13 protein-coding genes and 1 tRNA gene are annotated in these 17,756 nt (G+C 35.8%); 6 read left to right on the plus strand and 8 right to left on the minus strand.

Translation table 11 applies throughout. The features are described 5' to 3' along the window. Positions 1-648 precede the first annotated feature (648 nt). Positions 649-1,458, minus strand: coding sequence for a hypothetical protein (locus ACFINM_RS02815; RefSeq protein ID WP_375640269.1), 810 nt, complete (start codon positions 1,456-1,458; stop codon positions 649-651). Positions 1,459-1,712: 254 nt separating this feature from the next. On the opposite strand from ACFINM_RS02815, the gene ACFINM_RS02820 reads away from it, so the two are divergent. Genes ACFINM_RS02820 through ACFINM_RS02830 form a run of 3 tightly spaced genes read left to right on the plus strand, consistent with a single transcriptional unit; the run spans position 1,713 to position 5,159 of the window. Then, a complete protein-coding gene (locus ACFINM_RS02820; protein ID WP_375640274.1) occupies positions 1,713-3,380 on the plus strand; it encodes a peptidase domain-containing ABC transporter in 1,668 nt (555 codons plus the stop codon). Beyond that, positions 3,370-4,695, plus strand: coding sequence for an HlyD family type I secretion periplasmic adaptor subunit (locus tag ACFINM_RS02825; RefSeq protein ID WP_375620672.1), 1,326 nt, complete (start codon positions 3,370-3,372; stop codon positions 4,693-4,695). Before ACFINM_RS02820 ends, ACFINM_RS02825 begins: the two co-directional genes overlap by 11 nt. Continuing rightward, positions 4,695-5,159 (plus strand): toxin-activating lysine-acyltransferase, encoded by a 465-nt coding sequence (locus ACFINM_RS02830; protein WP_375620671.1) that lies wholly within the window; start codon positions 4,695-4,697, stop codon positions 5,157-5,159. The genes ACFINM_RS02825 and ACFINM_RS02830 overlap by 1 nt, the downstream gene beginning before the upstream one ends. Before the next feature lie 231 nt (positions 5,160-5,390). Here ACFINM_RS02830 and ACFINM_RS02835 read toward each other — a convergent pair. Continuing rightward, positions 5,391-5,465 (minus strand) — tRNA-Gln (locus ACFINM_RS02835). 881 nt (positions 5,466-6,346) lie between these two features. Between ACFINM_RS02835 and ACFINM_RS02840 the strand changes: the two genes are divergently transcribed. Beyond that, positions 6,347-6,949: a superoxide dismutase gene (locus ACFINM_RS02840; RefSeq protein ID WP_375620670.1), complete on the plus strand. Its 603-nt coding sequence runs from the start codon at positions 6,347-6,349 to the stop codon at positions 6,947-6,949. 82 nt (positions 6,950-7,031) lie between these two features. Here the strand turns inward: ACFINM_RS02840 and ACFINM_RS02845 are convergent, their stop codons facing one another. Beyond that, positions 7,032-9,125 carry a S9 family peptidase gene (locus ACFINM_RS02845; protein ID WP_375620669.1) on the minus strand — a complete coding sequence of 698 codons (2,094 nt, stop codon included), beginning with the start codon at positions 9,123-9,125 and terminating at the stop codon, positions 7,032-7,034. 854 nt (positions 9,126-9,979) lie between these two features. Between ACFINM_RS02845 and ACFINM_RS02850 the strand changes: the two genes are divergently transcribed. Beyond that, a complete protein-coding gene (locus tag ACFINM_RS02850) occupies positions 9,980-10,417 on the plus strand; it encodes a MucR family transcriptional regulator (protein WP_012754848.1) in 438 nt (145 codons plus the stop codon). Positions 10,418-10,515: 98 nt separating this feature from the next. On the opposite strand, the gene ACFINM_RS02855 is transcribed toward ACFINM_RS02850, so the two are convergent. Then, entirely contained in the window at positions 10,516-10,926 is a 411-nt protein-coding gene (locus tag ACFINM_RS02855; protein ID WP_375611146.1) for a SufE family protein, read from the minus strand. 108 nt (positions 10,927-11,034) lie between these two features. After that, positions 11,035-11,409 (minus strand): DUF5330 domain-containing protein, encoded by a 375-nt coding sequence (locus tag ACFINM_RS02860; protein WP_375620668.1) that lies wholly within the window; start codon positions 11,407-11,409, stop codon positions 11,035-11,037. Positions 11,410-12,458: 1,049 nt separating this feature from the next. Between ACFINM_RS02860 and ACFINM_RS02865 the strand changes: the two genes are divergently transcribed. After that, the gene (locus ACFINM_RS02865) at positions 12,459-13,292 is read left to right on the plus strand and encodes a peptidoglycan-binding domain-containing protein (RefSeq protein WP_375640276.1); all 834 of its coding nucleotides are present in this window, start codon (positions 12,459-12,461) and stop codon (positions 13,290-13,292) included. A gap of 97 nt (positions 13,293-13,389) precedes the next feature. On the opposite strand, the gene ACFINM_RS02870 is transcribed toward ACFINM_RS02865, so the two are convergent. The 3 genes from ACFINM_RS02870 to ppdK all read right to left on the minus strand — a co-directional run bounded on the left by ACFINM_RS02870 (position 13,390) and on the right by ppdK (position 17,709). After that, positions 13,390-13,560 (minus strand): hypothetical protein, encoded by a 171-nt coding sequence (locus ACFINM_RS02870; protein ID WP_375640278.1) that lies wholly within the window; start codon positions 13,558-13,560, stop codon positions 13,390-13,392. 580 nt (positions 13,561-14,140) lie between these two features. Continuing rightward, on the minus strand, positions 14,141-14,338 hold the full coding sequence (locus ACFINM_RS02875; RefSeq protein WP_375640281.1) for a hypothetical protein: 198 nt from the start codon (positions 14,336-14,338) through the stop codon (positions 14,141-14,143). A 704-nt stretch (positions 14,339-15,042) separates the two neighbouring features. Continuing rightward, positions 15,043-17,709: a pyruvate, phosphate dikinase gene (gene ppdK / locus ACFINM_RS02880; protein WP_375629487.1), complete on the minus strand. Its 2,667-nt coding sequence runs from the start codon at positions 17,707-17,709 to the stop codon at positions 15,043-15,045. Positions 17,710-17,756 lie beyond the last annotated feature (47 nt).

Below are 17,756 nucleotides of genomic sequence, written 5' to 3' on the forward strand. Positions count from 1 at the left end.
TAAATAATAAAATGCTGATAATAACGTAATTCTATATTATTTTAAAATTCCCGTATATTCAATTAATAAATTTGCAGCATAATATAGTATAAAAAACCTAATTGTTGATAATATTTCCATTTTTATACTCCAGTTCTTACCTTTAAATCTATTGTAAGAAAACATTAAAAATCCATATATAAACGTTGCCAATAAAGAGCCAGTAAAAGTATGCATAAAAAAAATCCAGACTGAAATTTCAACTACTTTATGAATGATTTAAGAGAGAGCAATAGATTATAATTCAAATAATTATAATTTTATATATAAGCAATCTTTATAAAATTCCCATATATTTAACTAATGAATTTCCAGCATAATATAATATAAAAAACATAATTGTTGATAATATTGTCCTTTTTATACTCCAGTTCTTACCTTTAAATCTATTGTAAAAAAACATGCAAAATCCAAATCCAATTGCTGTTACTAAGGAGCCAGTAAAAGTATTCATAACAAAAAATCCAAAATAAAATATCTATTATTACACACAAAAATATCCCTGAAATCAGTTTAGCCGTAGCTTTAAAGTATGTTTACAATATCACTGATCTCAGAAATATCTTACTAGCTATTTTCTAAATAAATTAGAAACAGTGTCCCTCCACTTTACGGATGACATTGATTGTACTTATCTATAAAACCACTAATAGCTCCTCCTAATCCGCCTGCTACTGCTGTTTCCGGACCACCTAATAAACCAATTAATGCTCCTGCGCCTCCCTTTATGGCCGCTGTTTCGACATAATCGCTTACTTCACAACTTGGATTCGGATGGCATTCATTGTACTTATCTATAAAACCGTCAGCCGCTCCTCCTAATCCGCCTATTGCTGCTCCTTCCGGACCAAATAATGCACCAGATGCTAGTCCTATGCCTCCGTGTATGGCAGCTGCTTCAACATAATCGCTTGTTTCACAACTTGGTGCCGTATAGCATGCATTGTATTTATCTACCACAGCGTCACCAGCTCCTGCTAGTCCACCTCCTATTGCTCCATTGACAAAGCCAGAACCGACACCTCCCGGTCCAGAAAAAAGACCTCCAACGGCACCAGCAATACCTCCTATTAATTCTCCTACGATGCCACCTGCACCTGCTGCTTGGGCATGAGCGCCTGCGCTACAATCATCTTCTTCTGGAAAAAGCCAACTTTTTGGATGTGAGTTACTACTTGAATCACCAGCTCCTCCTATTCCGCCGCTTACTGCTCCACCGAGTAAGCCAGCAACTGCACCTCCTGGTCCAGCAATAGAACCTCCAGCTGCACCAGCACCACCTCCTAATATTGCTCCTACAATGCCACCTGTACCTGCTGCTTGGGCATAAGCGTCTGTACTATAATCATCTTCTGGAAAAAGCCAACTTTTTGGATGTGAGTTACTACTTGAATCATTTGATGAGCTTGAACTACCCATTTAAATCCTCCTTTTATTATTAAAAATAACTGTATCACAACGATACAGTGGGAATTTCATTATTGTTCATTTTAGCAAATGTAAAATATAATTTGTATAAATAACAATAAAAATACTGTATAAATAAAATATACATTTTGTTTGTATTGCATACATACAAAATGTATATTTTGTATAAATATAATACTATTTACAATACTGTTTAAATATGCGACATCCATCGCTCTTTCTCTTAAACAAAATCATAAATTCAAATGAGTCATTCACAAGAAAAACCTGTATCATTCTCTTGGTTTACAAGAACAACAAAGAAATATATTTATTATGTCATCGAACTCAGTTGCGTTGCTGTTGTTTTGCGCTTACTTGGCTTGGTGAATCCTTTTATTTTTCAAGCGATTATCGACCGTATTCTCCCTTTTCAACGTATTGAAAGTCTCTATGCTATCGTTGTCTTGATGGTTGCTATTATGCTGTTTAGCACGGCTCTTAGCAGTCTATCAGGCTACTTAGGTGCTTATTTAGCCAATCGGCTTACATTAGAATTTGGGCGGCGCATTTACAGCCATCTGTTAAGTCTTTCCTTGCCCACTTTACGCCGTTGGCAAGTAGGAGAATTGTTTTCACGTATTGGAGAAGTTGATACAATTCGCGGTTTTTTAACAGGAACCATCGCCACAACTGTGCTAAATGTTCTCTTTGCCATTATTTATATTGTTGCACTCTTTTCCATTAGTCCGAAACTGACCTTCATTGTCCTTATCATTTTACCTTTACAAATGGGTTCTTTAGCGTTGGTCGGTCCCTTCTTGCGCCGCCAATTACGCCGTTCTTTCACTCTGCAAGCTGTCCATAAATCGCGCCTTATTGAAAGTTTTACCAATCTTGAAGCCATTAAAGCACATGTAAAAGAATCTGCTCATACGATACGCATGCAAGAAACTTTAGCTCGTAGTTTAGATCAAAGCCTTACAACCAGTAAATTGCATCTTCTCAATGGAGCCATGAGCCATATTTTTGGTGATCTTTTCACTATTTTTATTATCTTTTTTGGTGCTCAGGCAGTTCTTCAAAACCAGATTACGCTAGGGCAACTTATTGCCTTTCATCTCCTCGCTGGAAATGTTTCTGGTCCTATCTTAAGCCTTGCATCCCTATGGGAAGAATGGCAGCATTTGAAAATCTCTCGTCTTCGTTTGGGCGATATTCTTAACTCCCCTTCAGAATGGGAAGAAGAAAAGCCGCCTCTTCAACTCAGCGCTCCTCCTCATCTTGAAGCCAACGATCTCTGTTTTTCTTATGGAGATAAATCCATTATCAATCATCTTGATGTCTGTTTACAACCTGGGCAACCAATTATGTTACTTGGTCCTTCAGGGTGCGGAAAAACAACCTTGGCGAAGCTCCTTTGTGGACTCTACCCCCCAACAAGCGGGAAGATATTGATTAACGCCCAACCTTTACAGAATTTTGATGTCCGTAGCGTGCGTGAAACAATCGCGTACTTTCCTCAAAATCCTTGCCTTTTTTCCGGAACCATTCTTGAGAATATGCTTCTTGCTAAACCAGATGCCACTAAAGATGAAATTGACGCTGCACTATATGTTAGTGCTTGCCATGATTTGATTGCTCAGTTGCCTCTAGGACTCCATACTCAAGTAGGAGAGCAAGGTGGTTTTTTATCGGGTGGTCAGCGCCAACGCTTGGCTTTGGCTTGTTTCTTTCTGATAAACCCAAGCCTGCTTATTTTAGATGAACCTACTTCCGCATTGGATGACACTGTCAGTGCACAAATTGTTGAGCATTTATATAAACTTTCACAAGATCGTATTGTTCTTGTTATTACCCACAAAAGTGACCTCTTTCCTCAGCATGCAAACGTCTTAAACTTTACTGATTTGGAGGCAAAAAATGGCAGATAAAGCTCCCTATTTGCGCCCTTTGTCACCAACGCTTCATATGGTTGTTGCTGTTTTGGTCACCTTATTTCTCTTTATTGTGATCGGCAGCTTTATCGCAAAAACAGAGATTGTTGCACGGGGGCAAGGAAGTGTTATTCCCACCGCTTACGTTCAGCTGGTCCAAGCGCAAAATACAGGACGCATTGAGAAAATCCTTGTAAAAGAAGGGCAATTTGTTCATCAAGGGGATCTCCTTATTCAATTAGATCCCCGTGAAGCCCTCAATGAGTGCGCACGTGTTCAAGCAGATATCGCGCAACAAACCCTTCAAGCACAAATCGCAACAGCTATTTTAACAGCTTTGCATGAAAGTGATCCTTTGGATAAAGATTTTGTGACCAAAGGACTTGCCTATCTGCCAGTTCCTCCTTCTGGCAACACGACTGCAAGAATAGAAGGGGAAAAACTCATTAGCGCTGCCCTTCAATCTCTCCAAGATAAATTAAGAGCGCTAAAAGCACAAGCGGACCGCGTCGAGCGCAGCGGTGCAACACAACATGCGCAATTAGATAGGTTGGAAGATGATCGTCAATTAAGCCAAGGAAAATTAAAGGCTGCAAAAAGCCTAATGGAAACAAAAGTCATCAGCCAAGCGGTTTATTTAGAGCGTTTACATGATTTTAAAAATGTCGAGCATGAAATTTTAACCAATCAAAGACGTTTGGAAGAAAATGCCGCCGAAATCAATACCCTTCGCCAACAACGGAAAAGTCTCATTTCCGATGAAATCGCCCGCTATCGCCAACTTTCGCGTGAAACAGAACTGAATCTTCAAGGATTAAAAGCAAAGCTTGATAGCACTCAATACCATCTTGACCACTTATCACTCTATGCGCCTGTTGATGGACGTATCGATGATTTAAGTATCCATACTTTGGGCGGCTTTGTAGAAGCTGGTAAAACGCTTATGCGTATTGTCCCTGATGCAGGTGGTCTCATTGTTGAAGCGTTTTTTGATAATCGAGATATTGGTTTTTTAGAAAAGGGTCAACGTGCTTACATCAAGTTTTCTGCCTTTCCACCTGAACGTTTCGGTGTTATCCACGGTACAGTCGTTAATGTAGGCGCTACAGCGCGCTATAATAAAGAAATTAATGGTGTCTATGCTGTTTTAATAAAAATTGACCAAGATCACATCACTTTGAATAACAAACATCTTAAATTTATCCCTGGCATGACTGTGGCAACGGATGTCATTACCTCAAAACGGCGTCTCATTTCTTATTTCTTTGAACCTATCACCAAAGTTTTAGAACAATCTCTAAAGGAAAGATAATGTCTGTAAATGAAAATTCATCACCATCATTCATAGACCCTCTTACAGCGTTAGGAGCTATGGTTGTTTTAATGCTTACATCTCCCTTATACCGCCGCTGGCGAATCTGGGATATCGAACGAAATTTAGGACCAGCTTTACAGACTGGGCAATACAAGCTCTATAAAAATGAACGTGGAGAATTTTGTGCCTTTATCACTTGGGCTTTTTTAGATGAGAAAAATCATCAATCTATGCTTGATAAGGGAGAATTTTTACCTGATGCCAATTGGCAGAATGGAAAATACGTATGGTTTATTGATTGTGTAGCACCCTATGGCCATACTGCTCATATTGTACGCGATATGCAACGAAATATATTTCCTGATCAGCGTTATTGTTATGCTGTACGACGTAATGAAGATGGTGGAATGCGAAAAATTGCACGCTGGTGTTGCTGTAGAGCGCAAAATCCAGCCAAATAGTTTTTCTAAAGCAAGTGCGCATCAATCATTTACCCCTCGTCTTATAGAAAAGAATCTTTTAAAAGAGCTCTTTAAGCGATAGCTATAGCAAGAGAACCTTACCATATTTAGAGCTAACCCGCTACAAATAGGTGTTTTTCAGCTTACAAAACTTGCTATGAATAGCAACAGACGGTTAAGGGGATTGATCCACTCTCAAGCTGAAATTTGATTAACTAATTTCACTAGAATTGGCTGGGGTACCTGGATTCGAACCAGGGAATGCCGGTACCAAAAACCGGTGCCTTACCGCTTGGCTATACCCCAAAAAAACACGCTTTATAGCGACTCTTGCACCTTATAGCGATTCCTGTGATTGGACGCAATATCTGAAAATCAAAGACTTTACTTTTTTATCATAAATTTCTGAGTTTTGTATGGCATTGCCATCGATACAAATTCGTAGCAGAAACTGATATACAGTTGTGATTTTAATATAAGTAGGAACCATTTATCCATCAATTATTTTACTCTTTGTATTGATTTTCTAGGAACAGAAAATGAAAATCTTGCAGTTTACTCATGTATCTAATAAATTTGCATATGATTTACTTTTCTTGATATATTAAAATCTCATCTTGCTCAATTTAAGAAAAAAGCTGTCACCACATTGGCAACCGGTAAGTGTGTGATAGTGCTGCTGTGCTCTTGCATTAAGCATAAAGATGGTAATGTCCACTAATTTTTACATTATATTATTCATGGGTAGCACCATAAAATGAAATCAAGCACATTGAAAAATATTTCCTAAAAATAACACTTAATATTCTGTTGAAAACATTATGATACACCAATAAACTGGAAAAGTTTTGCAAAAATTAAAAACATTTTAATTTTATATGGTATTTGAAAAAATAGAGATACCAAAACAAGGAATAATCGCTATTTCCATTTACTTTTTATTCAAAAGATAATGATATTTATTACCCACTCATAGATGTAAAAAAATCTTCAGAAGCAATCTTTATGTAGACCAATACCCTTTTTGATTGATGAATATACACTTCCTAAAAGCTTCTTTTACAAAAAGACAGACATTAAAACTAATTTCATACAAACTAGGTATTCAACATTTGCTTTTAAATGCGGTAAATGGCAAATTAGGCTTATGAAATAAGCTTAACAATTAGAATCGAGGAGATTTTTAAATGGCTTTTGAATTGCCCCCATTGCCTTATGATTACGATGCCCTTTCGCCTTATATGTCACGCGAAACGCTTGAATATCATCATGATAAGCATCACCTCGCTTATCTTACCAACACCAATAATTTTGTGAAAGAGTTAGGCTTAGAAAATGAAAGCCTTGAAGATATTGTTAAAAAAAGTTTTGGAAAAAATATTGGTTTGTTTAATAATGCAGCGCAGTATTACAATCATAACCACTTTTGGCTTTGGATGAAAAAAAATGGTGGTGGCCAAAAACTTCCTGAAAAGTTAGCAAAAGCTATTGACGCTGATCTAGGTGGTTACGACAAATTCCGCGCTGATTTTATTGCTGCTGCTAGTGCCCAATTTGGTTCTGGATGGGCGTGGGTTGCTGTTAAAGATGGCAAGCTTGAAATTATGAAAACGCCTAATGGTGAAAATCCCTTAGTGCACAACGCTTGCCCTATTTTGGGTGTTGATGTGTGGGAACATTCCTATTACATTGATTACCGCAATGCTCGACCGAAGTACCTCGAATCCTTTGTAGACCATTTAATTAATTGGGACTATGTTTTGAAACTTTATGAAGAATGTGAATTTTAAACTGTCTCAATAATTTTTTAGTGTATGAAAGTCTCTATAATCCAATAAATTATCGGAGACTTTCATACAGAGATATTATGGATTAGCAAAAGTCTTTTCCTGCTATCTTTAGAATATATGCATAGATATAGGCAACTTCTTCTAGCTTTGAAAAACGTCCAGCTGCACCAGCGTGCCCTGAATCCATATTAATACGTAATAAAACTGCATTATCGTCTGTTTTTAGGTCTCGTAATTTTGCCACCCATTTTGCAGGCTCCCAGTAAGTTACACGAGGATCTGTTAATCCTGCCATCACAAGTATAGGGGGATAGTTTTGAGCTTTGACATTATCGTAAGGGGAATAGGAAGCAATAAGCTTATAATCTTCTTCTGATTCAAGAGGATTCCCCCATTCGGCCCATTCTGGAGGTGTGAGTGGCAATGAAGCATCTAACATTGTCGCTAAAACATCAACAAAAGGCACATTCGCTACGATCCCAGCAAAATCCTGTGGAGCTATATTGGCAATAGCTCCCATCAACATCCCCCCTGCTGAACCACCATGAGCAATCAGCCGGTCGTGAGAAGTAAATTTATTGTTTACAAGATAACGCCCACAAGCAATAAAATCTGTAAATGTATTGTGCTTAAAGAGATGTTTTCCTTTCTCATACCATTCTACTCCCTTTTCTTTTCCTCCGCGAATATGAGCAATGGCATAAATAAAACCTCTGTTCACTAGAGAAAGTACATTACTATTGAAACTGGCAGGAATAGAAATCCCATAAGCACCATAGCCGTAAAGCAGACAAGGCGCACCACCATCAAGGGGAGTGTTTTTGTGGTAAAAAAGTGAAATAGGAATCTTCTCACCATCGTCTGCTATTGCTGTAATACGTCGTGTTACATATGCATCTTTATTATGCCCAGAGGGAATTATTTGCGTTTTTAAAAGCATTCGTTTACAATTTTTCATCTCATAATCAAACACTTGATCAGGTGTTGTCATAGACGAATAGGAAAAACGAATAGTTGGACTGTTATATTCAGCAACTCCTTGCAGACCTAAAGAATAAGCCTCTTCAGTAAAAGCGATGGAATTAACTTGTTTAGTGGTACGTTCCATTACTTTTATACGTGGAAGCCCCTCAAAACGTTCGATCCAGACAAGAAAATCTTGATAAGCATCGTGGGATAATATTAGGCACCCAAGCTGATGTGGGATAAACTCAGACCAATTTTCTGATTGTGGAGATGTATATGGCGCTACCATAATTTTGAAATCTTTTGCATTATCTAAATTGGTTAGAATATAAAAGACATCACCACCCTCTGTAAGTGAATATTCAATACCTTTTTGTCGTTTCCGTACACATTGGGGAACAGTAAAAGGCGCCTCAGCAGGAATTAACCAGATCTCGGATGTTTCATGATCATGAATATTAATATAAATAACATCATTAAGCTTAGAACCGCTTACATCTAAGAAAAAACCTGGATTGTCTTCACGAAAAATAAGCTTATCTTGTGATTGATCTGTGTTTAATTGGTGATAATAGAGCTCTGAAGGTCGGTGGTTTTTATCCATCTTAGTATAGAAAAAACCTTCAGACCTAGCATCCCATACAATTTGACCAGATGTATCAGTAATTGTGTCCGTACAGTCAGACAATGTCTCAAAATTACGAATTTTAGCTGTATAGAACTCTGATCCTTTGTCATCATAGGTCCATACCACATGTGTATGGTCAGGAGATTCTTGAACTGAACCAAATTTAAAATATTCTTTGCCTTCTGCCAAGACATCACCATTAAGGTACACGTTTTTTTCTCCGCCATTCCTTGGTGTCCGAAAATAATGTGGTTGTTGGCCTCCGGTAACATAAGAGAATCCGTAAGCAAAAGGACCATGTTTTATAGGAACAGAACTATCATTCTCTTGGATCCTGTTTTTCATTTCGGTAAAAAGCAAATCTCGTAATGGTTTTGTATCAGCCATTTGAGCTGATTGATAAGCATTTTCTTTTTCAAGATAATGTCGAATATTGGGATCAAGACAGTTAGGATCTTTAAAAACATCTTGCCAGTTAGACGCACGTAGCCAATGATAGGGATCATCACGAAAAATACCATGATATATTTCCTTATGAGTGATTCTAGATGCTTTGGGAGGAATTGCAAAAGTGCGAGTCATACACAATCCTATATTAAAATATGTTAATAGCTTCGTTTATATGTTAGAATCACAATGATTGATGCAAGTGTAAAAATCTATAAGTTCTATTCACTTGCAAAAATAGCACCATGATAATTTTTAAAACTAATACCTTTCTGTTCATTACATATCACAGCTATTGTTTTCTAGGGATATAACACCACTTTTATAATGAAAGTGACTGGTAAAACAATTAAACTATTAGAAAAAGAATTGATTTTTTTTGAAACAGTATAATCGCATAATTTTACAGAGAGGAATAAATATATCTAAAATATTATTATTACTGTATAAAAAATAAAAATATCCTATCTCCTTTTAATGAGTAGTTTTATATTAAAAATAATACTATTATGTCATTTTTATAATATATCATGTTTTTTATTATTAAATTTTATAAATATAAACAATAAAAACAAATTTAAAACTTATTAAAAATAAACTTACTAAAATATAATTATTCAAAATAAAATATAATAATTTATATATTATATTTTTATAATTAGTAATTTTATTTTTACGTTCTCAAAAAAATAAATAAATTTTATCATATATTTTTTTATATTTGTGATGTATTATATATTATGTATGATATGTTATAGGATAAAAATATATTTTAGCATGTAATAATTTCGTTTTTCTTATTATATATTATGACAAAAAATGGGTATTTATTTGATTTTTTTGTGTTTTGGCAATTTTATAGAATAATTGAATTGACAAAAAAGATTTTTGTACAATATGAAACTCATGTGCATGAGATCTTTATATCATGAGTATATGCACTATATCTCGATTTTGAATTACTCAATTTTAAATTAAAGGAAACAAGAATGGAACATCGTGCAGTCTTAGAGACTGAAAGCAATTTAGTTATTACATTGGTTGCTGATATTGTTGCTGCCTACGTGAGTAATAATTCTATTCGACCGACTGAAGTGCCAAGTTTAATTGCTGATGTCCATGCTGCTTTTCGTAAAGCAGGGAATCTAGAGTTAACAGAAGTCGAAGTTGAAAAACAAAGGCCTGCCGTTAATCCGAAGCGTTCAGTATTTCCTGATTATCTCATTTGCCTTGAAGATGGAAAGAAGTTTAAATCTCTAAAGCGTCATCTCATGACACATTATGGAATGTTGCCAGAAGAATATCGTGAAAAATGGCAGTTAGATAGTTCTTATCCTATGGTGGCGCCTAATTATGCAAAAACACGATCGGCTTTGGCCAAAGAAATGGGGCTTGGACGCAAAAGCAAACGGAAAAAAACTAAATAATCTTATTTTGCGAAAAAATGGTTTCGTGTATAAAGTTGATTTTAGTATACATGTTTTGTGTGAAGCTTTTGTATATATAGCAATTTCTACCAAGGGGATTACATATAGCTTTCGTTACGAATCCGTTTAATCATTGATTTCAAACCATTTGATCGTTGTGGTGTAAGATTTTCATTTAAACCAAGTTTTTCAAAGAGCTCTTGAGCATCAGAATTGCGAATTTCAGAAGCTTTTTTGCCTGAATAAAAAGCAAGAAGTATGTAAATGAGTCCACGCACAATATGAGCATCGGAATCACCTTGAAACGTCAATATTGGATCTTTTGAGTTATTACGTGAAGATAAAAGCCACACTTGGCTAACACAACCAGGAACTTTGTGAGCATCATTTCGAGCGCTTTCTGGAAAAGGTGGCAATTCATAGCCAAGCTCGATGACATAACGATAACGATCTTCCCAATTATCCAAAAGCGAAAAGTTCTCTATAATATTACCGATTGTTTCCGCCATTATTTTAGTCCTGTTTCGTTTGAATAATCATTCTTGAATACACTTATAAAAAATAAATATTTATTCTTCCTAACATAAATAACACGAAGAACGTTAAAAATCCTTATTTCAAGATAACATTGCATGGTTTTGTAAGAACTCTTGTATTTCGATTTTGTAAGAAACATTAGGGGAAGTCTCTGATATCATTTTTTTTCCTAATATGTTCCCTAAATATTCATAAGCAGCTCTTGCACCGTAATATGCGCGCTCGCCAAGTGAACTTAAAAAGGATTTTCCTAATTTGCAGGTTTTTATATTACGGTCACAAAATGCGCCTAAGTCATTTAAGGCTTCCTTAAAAGCAATAATCACATCGCTCGTTGTTGTCTCATTATTTTGGGGGCTAGAAGAATGGTTACTGCTTGGATCTGCTACAAAAAATGAAATAATGACAAAAATAAAAAATAAAAAAAATGATAATTTGATTAAAAAACGTATCATGGACAATCAATGTACCGCAGTGGTAAATACAATAAAAGGAGCATTTTATACACTGTTGCTTTATAAACAATTTATAAAATGTGTTTTTTATAAAATTGAGTATTCATGTATTGGATCTATATCATTGGCTTTTTTATAAATATGGCACAATTCCGCTGTATAAAATGGGATACATTGTCTATTCAGTAAAAAATAACATCAAAATTATACACTTACAAGCTGATCATGTTAATGAACATACTATGATAAAAAATGAGAAAGATAATCATGTTGTGTACATAATTATTTTAAATAATAGTCCACCATCTTAGCTTAGTTGAAAAGGCTAAAAAGAGTAAACTCTGTTATTCTGACTCTAGTGTCGATAAAATATTTATATTATCTATAAAATTTTTACTGAAATGTTATGAAAATGGTCAACCTGTCGATAAAAACATCAAAAAACAATTGCATCTCTTATGATTACATCTCAAGCCAGTTTTTTCTATAACATTGTAAACATCAATTTAATTAATACTTATGAAAATTATTTAATAGAAGGAATTTATACCAAAATATAATAATATTAAGAGATAATTATTATTATCAAACCGTTTATGGATAAGTAACCATCTATATGTAAATTATAAAGAATAGATAATGATTGTCATCTTTTTAGCGTTATAGGCAAATATTTTCAATTTTATTTTAAATAATAGGCAAACATATGCCCCAAAATGAAGAATAACGTGGCATTATTGTTTAGATAATTATATGTGATAATGTAGTTTGCAAACACCAAAATGATCTTGAATGCTAATCATTTGGTGTTCTCTTTATACACATTAAAGATTTGTATAAAATAAAATGAATAAACGTTGATAAGAACTCTTGTTGATTTATCAACTTATAAATTGATATAATGAAGCTGCTCATTCTAGGAGTTTGAAAGGAAAAATCAATAATGTCAATGCACTTCTCTCTGGCTGGAAGTAAAAACTGATTCATATTCGTTTCCTAATTTATATTTGTTTCTTTGTAAAAAATAAACGCAACTGAAAATAAAAGTAATGGCAACAAAACGAAAGACCTACCGAAAAAAAACTGTAAAACACCGTAAATACTATAGTAGTATTGTTATAACACTTCTTCTTATAATTTTTCATTTTATTTTTTGGAGTGCAAAAACTATTTATTTCTATACACGAAAAAATACTTTATTTTTTGTTGGATCTTTTCTTTTTAGCATTAGTTTTTTATTTATTTCATTTAATGCTTTATTTTCGCAAATGACAACGCATCAAAATATTTTAACTCAAATGAAATTTTCCTCTGTTCAAAGTATAGGTAAGAGCTCTACTTTATCGGAAAAAGAAGAAAAATCACAAAAACTCTCCCGTGTAACTTCTGTACATTCTCAAAGTCATAAGTACACAAATTCACCTTTACCCTCTCAATCAGCAAGCATGCTGGAAAAGCAAAAAGAACTAGCAAAATTAGGACTTTATGATGGACCATTAGATGGACTGGAAGGACCTAAAACACGCCGAGCCATCACTTTATGGAAACAGCAAACTGCTCAGAGAATGCAAAAGAATGTTCTATTTAATCCCGCAGCAGATGAAATCGCGATATTAATTAAGCAAAGCGAAATAGAAACAAACAATACAAAAAATATGACACACTTAAAAGAAGCTATTTTAGAGCCTTCTGTTGAAGATATTATACAAGTGCAAAAAGCTTTACATATTTTTGGGAATGAGGAGGTTATTGTCACAGGAATAGAAGATCAAAAGACGATAGAAGCCTTAAAACAGTTTCAAAAAATATTTGATCTTCCTGTAACAGGTAAAATTAATCACACAATTTTAATGAAAATGCGTGAAATTGGTTTATTAAATTGAAGCTAATCATAATAATCTCTTAATTTATAATGATAATTCATCTTTCGTTTGTTTAATGCTCCCCTCAAACATTCCTTCATCTCAAGCCCTCTTATTTTCAATCAATCAGAATGGTTTTCTTACACATTACATATTGAGCCGTATAATTTGCTTCAAAAAAACCACAACCGATTGCAGAAAAAAGAATATTGCAAAATAGCAAACGCGCTTGTTCTAGCATTTTTATTGCCTCTGATGATAAAAGGACACGAAATTTTTGTAGTATCACGTAAACCTTTCATATTATCGAACCACGAATTGTCCATATATTATCGTCAATTTGATCTTTATAAATATGATGCAAAGAATTTGTGCAAACACCTGTAAGGATAAGTAGACGTAAAGCTAATTGTGTTATGGTTGTTGTTTTGCAAAGTGTCTGATAAAAAACCGGCACTTCTCTCTAATCTATTGCTGGAAAGTTATGTGTTTTATGACATTGTCTTCTTAAGAGAGCGTGTGCGTTTAGTATTGTCTATAAATCAACATCCAAACTTACCGCAGCAGTATGTTTGAAAAAAATGTTAAGACAGTTTAGTACTTCTCTCAGCTGTTATAGCTTTTATATGCCAAATGGAGGCAAGAATATTGCGCATCTCTGTTTGTATAATCTCTTAAAACAGGAAAACAGCCTAATTTGGGAAGAATATGAAATTTTAAGGTAAACACCATTTTTCATCTTTGCCATTTCCTTTTAATTCAGCTTTACGCCTTTCAAAGACATCTAAAGCAATATCTTTAAAATAACGGAAATTACCTATTGCCTCATGCTCTTACTTTATCACATGTCTTTTTGGTCTCACTCCCCCTCACCTAAAACAAAATGTCCCAAACGGAATATACTTGGATTGCCATTCACGGGCTTTCTTAAAAAACATCTCTAAAGCACCCAAAACCACTTTGCAACAACGCCCGTGAATAATAATAGCAGGCCCCCCCACAACAACTGCGCGACAGCGCACATCATCTTTACGCTTGTGAAGAAGCAAGCCGGCACCATTACACACTGTACCTACCTTCAATTTGTGATAGCTCTCACTTGAGACGTTTCATAAGAGGCATATCCTTGCTTTATTTTTTTTACCTACAGACGCTCATCCCGCCTGTAACATACAAAAAACATGGTTTTGATTGATTCATTATAAAAGAAGTCGAAATAAGAAGATCTTATGATATTTACAGCTTTCCTTCAATATGAGAAATAAAAAATTATCTTTATAAATCAATAGATTGTGTAACTTTGATATTCCTTTATAAATGTAAAGATGGGAGTGCATAATGGAGTTTATAAATTTTGGGAAGATTTTTATAAACTTATGGGGAGTTTTACATAATCCCCATTCCACGAATATCAATGTGAAATGGGGCATCACTGAGAAATGTCTATCTCAAACAGCATGATGCACAAAAAAATGCATTTGTTTGCAGCATTCTACTTTGCGTGAGGAGCTCATTCCCCTATAAAAAAGCAAACGCGTAAATTGACTGCACAATAACACGTTTCTCTCTATCAAGAGGTTCGCCAATAAAAAGTGTATTAATAATACATCTTTGTCTATCCTGTGCTTTATATTTTCTCTCATAAACCTCTAACGCGTAACACAACTTATCGTGCATTTTAGAAGCATTTTTATTCCCTTTATTAAAGAAAATAAAAGAATATATAAAAATTTATTTCAGTAATAACGATACAACAAAAAATATTAACCCATTACATCCTTTTTGCTATTGCGGCCTGAGCTGCTGCTAAACGAGCAATTGGCACTCGAAAAGGAGAACACGAAACATAATCTAGGTTATTTTCTTCGCATAAAGCAATAGAGGCAGGATCGCCTCCATGTTCACCGCAAATTCCCAATTTTATTTTTGCACGCTTTGAGCGTCCACGCTGTGCAGCAATGGTAATAAGTTCCCCTACTCCATCACGGTCAATAGACACAAAAGGATCTTGCTCTAAAAGACCTTTTTGAAAATAGGTTGCCAAAAAAGGAGCTGCATCATCACGGGAAATCCCAAAAGTAGTTTGTGTCAAATCGTTTGTTCCAAATGAAAAAAATTCAGCAGTTTCAGCAATTTCATCTGCTCGAAGCGCCGCTCTTGGAAGTTCAATCATCGTCCCAACCATATATTGAATAGTGCTTCCCTTTTCTTTCATCACTTCCTCAGCAACCTGATCAATACGCGCTTTCACAAAATCGAGTTCAGATTTAAGCGCAACCAGTGGCACCATAATTTCAAGCATAACAGGAGATCCAGATTTTTGGGCAGCTTCTGCTGCTGCTTCAAAAATCGCCCGCGCTTGCATTTCTGCAATTTCAGGATAAGTAATAGCTAAACGGCATCCTCGTAATCCAAGCATAGGATTAAATTCGTGCAACTGCTGAGTGCGTTCAGCAAGCACTTCAGCAGAAACCCCCATAGCTGTTGCAACATCAAGAATTTCTGCTTTCGTTTTAGGCAAAAATTCATGTAATGGTGGATCTAGCAAGCGGATAGTAACAGGTAAACCACACATAATTTCAAATAATTCACTAAAATCTGAACGCTGCATTGGCAAAAGCTTATCTAGTGCTTTACGACGACCACTTTCATCATGACTTAAAATCATTTCACGCATGGCAACGATACGTTCATCAGAAAAAAACATATGCTCCGTACGGCAAAGACCTATACCTTCAGCCCCAAAAGAGCGCCCCATACGGGCATCAGATGGTGTATCAGCATTAGCGCGAACTCTTATACGTCGCATCCCATCAGCCCATTCCATTAATTTTGCAAAGTCTCCGCAAAGCTGAGGCTGCAACATTGCAACTTTCCCTTTGAAAATTTCTCCACTTCCACCATCAATTGTGATAACATCACCTTTTTTTAGGCTTTCTCCTGAGGCAAACAACGTATTTGTGTTATAATCAATCCGCACACTGCCAGCACCAGAAATACATGGTTTTCCCATCCCCCGCGCAACAACAGCAGCGTGACTTGTCATACCGCCACGCGTTGTTAAAATTCCTTCTGCAGCATGCATACCATGAATATCTTCTGGGCTTGTTTCTACCCGGACCAAAATAACTTTGCGACCTTCCGCCGACACAGTTTCTGCCTCTTCTGAAGTAAAAACAATTTCACCAGTTGCGGCTCCAGGAGAAGCAGGTAAACCACGTCCTATAACAAAACGTTCTGCTTTGGGATCAAGTGTTGGATGCAAAAGTTGGTCAAGCGACTTTGCATCAATACGCATCACAGCCTCTTTACGGTTTATTAACCCCTCCTCAACCATTTCAATTGCCATCTTGAGAGCCGCACGAGCCGTGCGTTTTCCTGAACGAGTCTGAAGCATCCATAATTTACCTTTTTCAATGGTAAATTCGAGATCTTGCATATCCCGATAATGCTGCTCAAGATTCTGCGCAATCTGACATAATTTCAAAAAAGCCTCAGGCATAATTTTTTCTAACGACGGTCTATTTGAACCAGCAACAATACGCGCATTTTCTGTAATATTTTGAGGTGTTCGAATGCCCGCCACAACATCTTCCCCTTGCGCATTAACTAAAAACTCACCATAAAGTTCTTTTTTCCCTGTCGATGGATTGCGTGTAAAAGCAACGCCCGTTGCCGAATCTTCTCCCATGTTACCAAAAACCATAGCTTGCACATTAACTGCCGTTCCCCAACTTTCAGGAATGCTATGTAAACGGCGATAAGTAACTGCACGTGCTGTCATCCAACTTGAAAAAACGGCTCCAATCGCCCCCCATAACTGTTGTTCAGGATCTTGTGGAAAAGGGGTTCCTAATTTTTCTTCAACATAGGCTTTATAAGAAATAATAACATTCTTCCAATCATCTGCTGTCATTTCTGTATCAATAGTGTAACCATTGCATGCTTTTACTTCATCAAGAATCTCTTCAAAATACGAATGGTCTAGCCCCAAAACAACGTTAGAATACATTTGGATAAAACGCCGATAACTATCATAAGCAAAACGTTCATTATTGGCTTGTAAAGCAATTGCTTTTACAGTTTTATCATTCATGCCAAGGTTCAGCACTGTATCCATCATCCCTGGCATAGAAGCCCTAGCCCCTGAACGAACAGACAGCAAAAGTGGTCTTTGTTCATTCCCAAATTCACGTCCTGTTTGTTCAGCAACGTATCTTAGTGCTTGCTTAACAGATTCCTGTAGCTCTTCTGGATATGATTTGTCATGGGCATAATAAAAATTACAAACTTCTGTTGTCAGCGTAAATCCGGGTGGTACGGGCAAACCAAGATTACTCATTTCTGCCAAATTAGCCCCTTTACCTCCGAGAAGGTTACGCTCACTTGCACTTCCTTCTGCCTTTCCATCTCCAAAACTATAAACCCATTTTTTCACTGTACAAATCCTCCCATATCAGCTTCAAAACATCATTCAACCCAGGC

The organism is Bartonella sp. AA168HLJHH (assembly GCF_042197365.1).
In the GTDB taxonomy this organism is placed as follows: domain Bacteria; phylum Pseudomonadota; class Alphaproteobacteria; order Rhizobiales; family Rhizobiaceae; genus Bartonella.

Excerpts from the sequence above, each read along its gene's own strand:
- ACFINM_RS02825 (WP_375620672.1), top strand. The coding sequence starts at position 3,370 with ATGGCAGATAAAGCTCCCTATTTGCGCCCTTTGTCACCAACGCTTCAT.
- ACFINM_RS02845 (WP_375620669.1), bottom strand. The coding sequence starts at position 9,125 with ATGACTCGCACTTTTGCAATTCCTCCCAAAGCATCTAGAATCACTCAT.
- ACFINM_RS02820 (WP_375640274.1), top strand. The coding sequence starts at position 1,713 with ATGAGTCATTCACAAGAAAAACCTGTATCATTCTCTTGGTTTACAAGA.
- ACFINM_RS02840 (WP_375620670.1), top strand. The coding sequence starts at position 6,347 with ATGGCTTTTGAATTGCCCCCATTGCCTTATGATTACGATGCCCTTTCG.
- ACFINM_RS02855 (WP_375611146.1), bottom strand. The coding sequence starts at position 10,926 with ATGGCGGAAACAATCGGTAATATTATAGAGAACTTTTCGCTTTTGGAT.
- ACFINM_RS02865 (WP_375640276.1), top strand. The coding sequence starts at position 12,459 with ATGGCAACAAAACGAAAGACCTACCGAAAAAAAACTGTAAAACACCGT.
- ACFINM_RS02850 (WP_012754848.1), top strand. The coding sequence starts at position 9,980 with ATGGAACATCGTGCAGTCTTAGAGACTGAAAGCAATTTAGTTATTACA.
- ACFINM_RS02860 (WP_375620668.1), bottom strand. The coding sequence starts at position 11,409 with ATGATACGTTTTTTAATCAAATTATCATTTTTTTTATTTTTTATTTTT.
- ACFINM_RS02815 (WP_375640269.1), bottom strand. The coding sequence starts at position 1,458 with ATGGGTAGTTCAAGCTCATCAAATGATTCAAGTAGTAACTCACATCCA.
- ACFINM_RS02830 (WP_375620671.1), top strand. The coding sequence starts at position 4,695 with ATGTCTGTAAATGAAAATTCATCACCATCATTCATAGACCCTCTTACA.